We start from the raw sequence: 6,964 nt of genomic DNA, 5'->3' as shown, positions 1-6,964 counted from the left end.
TAAGTATTGCTTAGCAATGATACATTTTAGCTCTCGGCTATATTTGGACATAAAAAGACCCCCAATAATTGGTGTCCAACTATTGGGGGTCAGTTCAATATGCTGTGGCTTTGTGATTAGAGTTGTGGAGTCTTTTTCGTTAGCTAGAGTGGTGTAAGCCGTTCCAAACAATGTCGCGGTATCGCGGTTGGTTGGTATCACCTTCAGTGCTAAATAGCATGATGGTTGCGTCTTGGTTTAAACCTAGCTCATCACGCACTGCTTGGTCTGCACCTTCACGACATAACGTGTAAAGTAAACCAAGTGTGATAGCACCAGATTCGCCACTGATCACTTGCTCATCACCACTAAGTGGGTTGCCAAGGATACGCATACCCGTTGCTGAAACATTGTCGTCAACCGAAACAAAGTGATTGCTGCAATCGCGCAGTACAGGCCACGTTACTGGGTTTGGTTCACCGCAAGCAAGGCCCGCCATGATGGAGTGCATCTCGCCCGTTACATTAACCATTTCGCCTTTCTCGCCAGAGCGGAAAATACAATCTGCCGCCGCAGGTTCAGCAATGATGGTTTCAAAGGTGTCAGCTCCCAGTTTATCTGCAAGGAAACCCAACACACCACCTGCCATTGCGCCTACACCGGCTTGCAGAAGAACGTGAGTTGGAGCGCCGAACTCCAATGCTTGAGCTTGCTCAACCGCTTCATCTGCCATTGTCATGTAGCCTTGAGAAATCCACGTTGGGATCTCTTCATAACCATCCCATGCAGTGTCTTGAACTAGCATCCAACCGTTGTCTTGAGCGGTTTGGTTCGCCATGCGTACCGTGTCGTCGTAGTTCACTTCTGTCACGATACATTCGGCGCCTAGGCCTTGAATACGGTTAACACTTGCTTGAGATGAACCTTTTGGCATATAAACCACGGCTTTTTGGCCCATTTCACGAGCTGCCCAAGCGACACCTGTACCATGGTTGCCTGCGGTTGCTGTAGTAAAAACAAGTGGTTTTTCTAGTTTTGAAGCTACCGTTTTAAGGTTGATCTCAGAGATATCAATGCCAAGGTGCTTTGCCAATTGGCGACCCAGAGCGTAAGAACCGCCGAGCACCTTGAATGCATTCAAACCGAAGCGTTTTGATTCGTCTTTAACGAGGATCGCCTTAACACCAAGCTGTTTAGCAAGATGTGGAAGAGACACGAGTGGAGTGGGTTGGTAGCCTTCGATCTGGCGGTGAAACTCACGCGCTTGTTGCGCTTGAGAGGCGGTAAACAGTTCGCAGACTTGACCAGTGTAGAATGAATTTTTTGATAGTTTTAACATAGGGCACACTTAGATACAGGCAGAGGAATTAAGGCCATCAAAGATGCTTAATGACCTTGTTTTTTCGTTATAGCTTCACGTTATTGGATTAAGCTATACGTCTTCAATTAAAGCGGTTCGTGATTACTTGATGTAAGCGATCGCTTCAACTTCAACTAATGCGTCTTTTGGTAGACGAGCCGCTTCTACACAAGAGCGTGCCGGTGCGTTCTCTGTACCAAATACTTCCGTGTACACCTCGTTAAATGCAACGAAGTTTTCCATATCAGATAAGAAACATGTGGTTTTAATAACGGTATCCAGTGAACCACCACTTTGTTCTAAAACTGCTTTTAGATTTTCTAGTGACATACGAGCTTGCTCTTTGATGCCACCTTCAACAAACGCCATTGTTTTTGCATCAAGCGGTAATTGACCAGAAGTGAAGATTAGGTCTTTGAATGCCATACCTTGAGAGTAAGGGCCGATTGCTGCTGGTGCTAGATCTGTATGGATTTTTGTTTTCATTTCGTTTCTCTTTATAGGATTTCTATGCTCTAAACTCGCGGATGTATTTGTAAATAGCGTGACGAGTAATACCAAGACGCTCAGATACGAATGCTGTCGCCTCTTTTAATTCGAAAATACCGTTCTCAAGCAATAGCTTGGTAATGGCTTTGTTTCGACCTTTTAAGTTGACTGACTCATCGTTGTCGACTTCAAAAATAGCGTGCTCAAGCGCTTGCTCAATCACTTCTGTTGTTGAAGCTCCAAAGTTCTCATGCACACCCACAGGGGCATGAGCCATGTCTGGCATTAAAGTTTTTATGATCTCAGGAAACGGGTGAGACAAGTTCATATTGATACAGAACAGCCCAATCGGTTTGCCATTTTCTCCAGCTAGCACACAGGTCGTAGATTTAAGCAGTGACCCATCTTTGCTGGTGGTGAAGTAACTCTTTGGCGTGACCTCACCAGTGCTCTCAAACACACTCAGCATTTTCAGCCCTAGATCGGTGATAGGTGACCCTACTTCTCGACCCGTGTGGTGGCCGTTCACTATCTTCACTACCGACTTTTCAAAGCTCTCAAATGAATGAATCACAACCTCACAGTGCGGACCAATAAAGTCGGCAATGGTTTCGGCTAAGCGAAAGTTCAGTGCGAGATGCTCTCTATCATTGCCGGTGAATTCAACGTTAAACGATTTATATGCTGATGCGTTCATTTTAGACCACTGTTGTTAACTTTAATTGCCTTTCATTATCTTTGGTTAATCGATGTATTTCAAGTTGCCAATTAACTTTATGTAACTATAAGACTATATATCCGCTCCCTGCACAAGCCTAAAGTTACAAATAAGTACCCAAAATTGATCGTAATCAACAATATTTCCAGTTTTAGAAGGTTTCTGGTCACTATAGTTAACCCTAAGATCTTGGTCACATTATTTAACTGAAATGTCAGTAAGATGCTCAGCGTAACGTAAACAAAATTGAACTATAGGGTTGGTTACTGGTTGTGAAGAGCAGCAGAAGTGCCTACCTAAATACAATAATTAGAGGTTCCAATGACTAACTACCTAAACCGCGGCTTTGAACAAGCTGAGTTTGAACACAGAACATCACGCGCTCAAAAAGTCATGCATGAGATGAATCTGGATGCGATGATTTTCACAACCGAGCCAAACGTTCGCTACTTCACTGGCTTCCACACTCAGTTTTGGCATAGCCCAACTCGTCCATGGTTTGTCATCGTTCCTGCAGAAGGAAAGCCGATTGCGATTGTTCCTGAAATCGGAGCAAGTGGTATGGCGGGAACATGGGTCGACAACATTATTACTTGGCCTTCTCCTCGTCCTGAAGATGATGGCATTAGCTTAGTTGCTAGCGCATTGAACTCTCTGCCTTGTCGTCATGGCCGAGTAGGCGCAACGCTGGGCATTGAATCTCATCTACGTATGCCTGTGAACAACTACTTGAAATTAACCACCATGGTTAAGAAAGACTTTGTTGATGTGTCTTTAGCAATGCATGAACTTCGTCAGATCAAGTCACAAGCTGAAATCGAGAAAACGCGCGAAATCTGCCGCATTACCAATGTGGGCTTTAGCAAAATTCCTGGGTATGCCAAAGCAGGCATGACAGAGCGAGAAATCTGTAAACAGTTCCGTATCGATATGTTGTTAGAAGGGGCTGATGAGTGCCCTTACATCATCGCAGGCTCAGGACCTGACGGTTACGACAGCATCATCATGGGCCCAACCGACCGCATCATAGAGCCGGGAGACGTGTTGATCATCGATACGGGTGCCGTGCGTGATGGTTACTTCTCTGATTTCGACCGCAACTGGGCATTTGGTCATGCAAGTGAGCAAACCAAAGCGGCATACCGCGCTACTTACGAAGCAACAACTAAAGGCTTCGAGGCTGCGAAACCGGGCGCAACCACGACGGACATCTACAACGCGATGTGGGGAGTATTAGAAGCCAATGGTGCATTGGGTAACGACGTTGGTCGTCTTGGTCATGGTTTAGGTATGGAGCTGACAGAGCGCCCGTCTAACACGGCTACCGACAACACAGTACTTAAGCCAGGCATGGTGATGACACTAGAACCGGGCATGGTTTACGCGCCGGGTAAGTCGATGGTTCACGAAGAGAACATCGTGATCACTGAAGACGGCGCTGAATGGTTGAGCGAACGAGCTGAACCAGAACTGATCATTATTTAGCTCAAAATTTAACGCCTTACAAATTTAACACCCTACAAAAGCTGACTCTGGACTCTGGAGTCAGCATATAAAAACTATAAAAATACGAGTTTCTCATGCAAACAATAGAACAGTTTCGACAATTTGAAATCCCATTACAGCACGTTCAGGCACCAAGAATTGGTCGAGTTCATATCGGTTTAGTACAACTAAGTACTGATCACTCTTTAGAGATGGACTGGGCAAAATTACTGGGTACACAAGCAGGGGTATTTAGTTCCCGAGTGTATTACAGCAGCGAAATGACTCCAGAAGCGCTCGACCAAATTGCGGTTGGGATCAGTGAAGCATCAGATCTGATAGCGACGGGTTTACCGATGGATGTCATGGCGTTTGGTTGTACTTCAGCCTCTATCATTATTGGTGAAGAGAAAGTCGCCAATCTTCTTACTCAAAATCGCGGTGATATTCCCGCAACCAATCCATGGACAGCTGCTCAAGCCGCATTCAAGCATTTGGGTGCAAAAAAAGTTGCCGTGTTTTCCCCTTACCCAACCGAAGTGAATTTCCCTCTTTATCAACAACTGACTGCCGCTGGCTTTGAAGTTCCTGTTTTAGGTTCACTTGGCATTGAGAAAGACACTGACATCACGACGGTTTCAAAGGAATCGATGATGGAAGCGTTGAGCAAAATGTTGCCGGGCTCTGGTGCCGATGTGGTGTTTATGTCTTGCACCAACCTTCGTGTTCTTGACCACATTCAAGAGATTGAAGATCGATTTGGTATCCCAGTCGTGTGCAGCAACTCTGCGATGTTCTGGCACTGCATGCACTTAGTCGGCAACAAAGCTCAATGTCCAGGTTACGGACAATTGCTAAATCAATAGCAACCAATGAATAAAGGAATTTTAAGATGAGTAATACAACTAAAGGTTGGTTAGCTGCCATTTTCATTGGCATGCTTTGGGGTATTCCGTGGATCGTAGGGACACCTATTTTAGAAGTAATGGATGCACAAGTCTTGGTATGGGTTCGCTATACCGTCGCTTTCATTACGCTGTTTGTGATTATCCAAGTCAGCAATGCGATGGGTAAACCACAGAAAAAAGTCGATTTTAAACTTAATTGGGCAAACCGACACGACATCTTCTGGGCGGCATGTTGCGGCATTATTGGTCAAGGTGCTTTCAGTTTTCTATCGTTCCTATCTCTTGATTACATTACTGCTTCAGAAAACGGCGTGATCCAAGGCCTTATCCCAATCATCATTTTGTGTGTTGGTTTCCTTCGCCACGGCGAGCGTTTTACACCACTACAAATCTTGGCAGCTGTTGGCGCCTTCGTTGGTGTCGCTATTTTGGTCATGGACCCTTCTGTTGAAGGCAGCGGGTTTAACATTGGTCACTTGATCTGTCTGGGTAGTGCCGCGAGCTTCTCTACGATGGCTTACGCTCGTGCCAAGCTTGCTGAGAAATATGGTTCAGTGGCGACGATGTATCACCAGTTTGTTTTTGCGGCAATTGGCTTCGGTCTTTACCTACTGGTTGTCGGCGCCGATTTCTCTTCAGCTCTCGGTATTTTCAGTTCTCCACTTCGTATGGCTTGTATTGCAATTCTGGGTGTGGGTATTTCAGGTATCAGCTACCTAATCTACATCTATGCAATGGAACGAGTCGGCGTAGACGGAACGGGTATGGCACTTAACTTGATGCCTCTGTCTTCTTTCGTCCTGGCTGTGTTTGCTCTCGGTGAAGCGGTGACGCCAATGCGACTACTAGCGATTGCAGTCGTTATTGGCTCAATGATGTTGTTCATGAAGTTTGGTAAGGCGAAGAAAAAAGCGCCTCAGCTGAAAACGGCGACAGACGTTAACTAGCGAAAAACCACTAAATAAAATTATGAGTAACAAGGCGGTGTGCGCACCGCCGTTACCTAAAAATTATGGAAGATAGAAAGATGAACACAACAAACAGAGACACATTTTTAGGATGGACTGCTGCCATTGCTGTTGCCTGTATCTGGGGCGTAACTGGGGTGGTCTCTAAGCCGCTTTCTATGGCTGTTGACCCTATGACATTGGTATTTTTCCGCTACGTTACTGCGGTAATTGGCCTTTCCATCATTTTCTTTTTTACATCACGTAGTAAAAGCTTGAGCGCTGACTTGGGTTCTTCGTTAAAGATCGATACCAAAGATATTGGTCGCATTGCGCTTTGTGGCATCGTTGGACAAGGGGTGTTTTCACTGTTCAACTTCCTTTCTCTTTCTCACATTGGTGCGACTGAAAACGGTGTTATTCAAGGCATGCAGCCGTTCGCGACGGTTTTCTTTGGCATGATGTTTATGAACTTCCGCATGAACAAGATTCAGTGGGGTGCTTTTATTGCTTCGGCGGTTTGTATTTACGCAATGAGTGTTGGTCCGACAAACTCCATTGAAGGTGGTACGCCACTACTAGGTTACGTTTACGTGACGTGTTCAATGCTGGCGTTAGCGTGGACAGCTCACTTACGAGCTAGTTTAGCGGACAAATACGGTTCAGTTGTTTCTATGCTTTACCAATACATCTCAGTTGCAGTAATGGGCATCATCGTTGTATTGACCATGGGCTTAGACCTATCTCAGATTTACATTATCTTCTCTAGCCCGCTGTTAATTGCTTTGCTTATTTTCTTAGGTACGGGTATCTCTGGCGGTAGCTACCTTATTCAACTGTATTCTTTCAAGCGTATCGGTGTCGAAAAGGCAACGATGGCATTAAATCTCATGCCTTTGGTTGGCTACTTAGTGGCGGTTTTAACACTTGGCGAACAGATGGCAATGGGCAAAACCATCGTTGTTTCATTAATTGTGGTCGCACTTTACGTGTTCACGAAGTTTGAGACAAAGCAGGAAGAACAATCTTCAGAAAATTTAGCTTGCGATAAAAAAGCAACACCAGAAGCGAGCTAAGT

Annotated in this window: 7 protein-coding genes; 4 read left to right on the top strand and 3 right to left on the bottom strand. The window is 45.3% G+C overall.

What is annotated here, in order from left to right; translation table 11 throughout:
* Positions 1–139: 139 nt before the first annotated feature.
* From dpaL to QQ041_RS11065, 3 genes are all read right to left on the bottom strand, one after another.
* Positions 140–1,318 carry a diaminopropionate ammonia-lyase gene (gene dpaL / locus QQ041_RS11075; protein ID WP_285953930.1) on the bottom strand — a complete coding sequence of 393 codons (1,179 nt, stop codon included), beginning with the start codon at positions 1,316–1,318 and terminating at the stop codon, positions 140–142.
* 123 nt (positions 1,319–1,441) lie between these two features.
* Complete coding sequence (locus QQ041_RS11070) at positions 1,442–1,825, bottom strand: RidA family protein (protein ID WP_004732389.1); 384 nt, start codon at positions 1,823–1,825, stop codon at positions 1,442–1,444.
* 22 nt (positions 1,826–1,847) lie between these two features.
* Complete coding sequence (locus QQ041_RS11065; protein WP_285953929.1) at positions 1,848–2,525, bottom strand: PAS domain-containing protein; 678 nt, start codon at positions 2,523–2,525, stop codon at positions 1,848–1,850.
* A 342-nt stretch (positions 2,526–2,867) separates the two neighbouring features.
* Between QQ041_RS11065 and QQ041_RS11060 the strand changes: the two genes are divergently transcribed.
* The 4 genes from QQ041_RS11060 (at position 2,868) to QQ041_RS11045 (ending at position 6,962) form a co-directional block, all read left to right on the top strand.
* Positions 2,868–4,031, top strand: a complete 1,164-nt coding sequence (locus QQ041_RS11060) for a Xaa-Pro peptidase family protein (RefSeq protein WP_048662519.1) — start codon at positions 2,868–2,870, stop codon at positions 4,029–4,031.
* A 95-nt stretch (positions 4,032–4,126) separates the two neighbouring features.
* Positions 4,127–4,897, top strand: a complete 771-nt coding sequence (locus QQ041_RS11055; RefSeq protein WP_017068125.1) for an aspartate/glutamate racemase family protein — start codon at positions 4,127–4,129, stop codon at positions 4,895–4,897.
* 26 nt (positions 4,898–4,923) lie between these two features.
* On the top strand, positions 4,924–5,886 hold the full coding sequence (locus QQ041_RS11050) for a DMT family transporter (protein WP_052879296.1): 963 nt from the start codon (positions 4,924–4,926) through the stop codon (positions 5,884–5,886).
* An 80-nt stretch (positions 5,887–5,966) separates the two neighbouring features.
* On the top strand, positions 5,967–6,962 hold the full coding sequence (locus QQ041_RS11045) for a DMT family transporter (RefSeq protein WP_048662517.1): 996 nt from the start codon (positions 5,967–5,969) through the stop codon (positions 6,960–6,962).
* Positions 6,963–6,964 lie beyond the last annotated feature (2 nt).

The organism is Vibrio sp. TMPB1044 (genome assembly GCF_030442075.1).
GTDB lineage: Bacteria > Pseudomonadota > Gammaproteobacteria > Enterobacterales > Vibrionaceae > Vibrio > Vibrio satsumensis.
The sequence above is the reverse complement of the archived record's forward strand: the minus strand, read 5'-3'. Positions and strand labels throughout refer to the sequence as shown.

Excerpts from the sequence above, each read along its gene's own strand:
- dpaL (WP_285953930.1), bottom strand. The coding sequence starts at position 1,318 with ATGTTAAAACTATCAAAAAATTCATTCTACACTGGTCAAGTCTGCGAA.
- QQ041_RS11070 (WP_004732389.1), bottom strand. The coding sequence starts at position 1,825 with ATGAAAACAAAAATCCATACAGATCTAGCACCAGCAGCAATCGGCCCT.
- QQ041_RS11065 (WP_285953929.1), bottom strand. The coding sequence starts at position 2,525 with ATGAACGCATCAGCATATAAATCGTTTAACGTTGAATTCACCGGCAAT.
- QQ041_RS11060 (WP_048662519.1), top strand. The coding sequence starts at position 2,868 with ATGACTAACTACCTAAACCGCGGCTTTGAACAAGCTGAGTTTGAACAC.
- QQ041_RS11055 (WP_017068125.1), top strand. The coding sequence starts at position 4,127 with ATGCAAACAATAGAACAGTTTCGACAATTTGAAATCCCATTACAGCAC.
- QQ041_RS11050 (WP_052879296.1), top strand. The coding sequence starts at position 4,924 with ATGAGTAATACAACTAAAGGTTGGTTAGCTGCCATTTTCATTGGCATG.
- QQ041_RS11045 (WP_048662517.1), top strand. The coding sequence starts at position 5,967 with ATGAACACAACAAACAGAGACACATTTTTAGGATGGACTGCTGCCATT.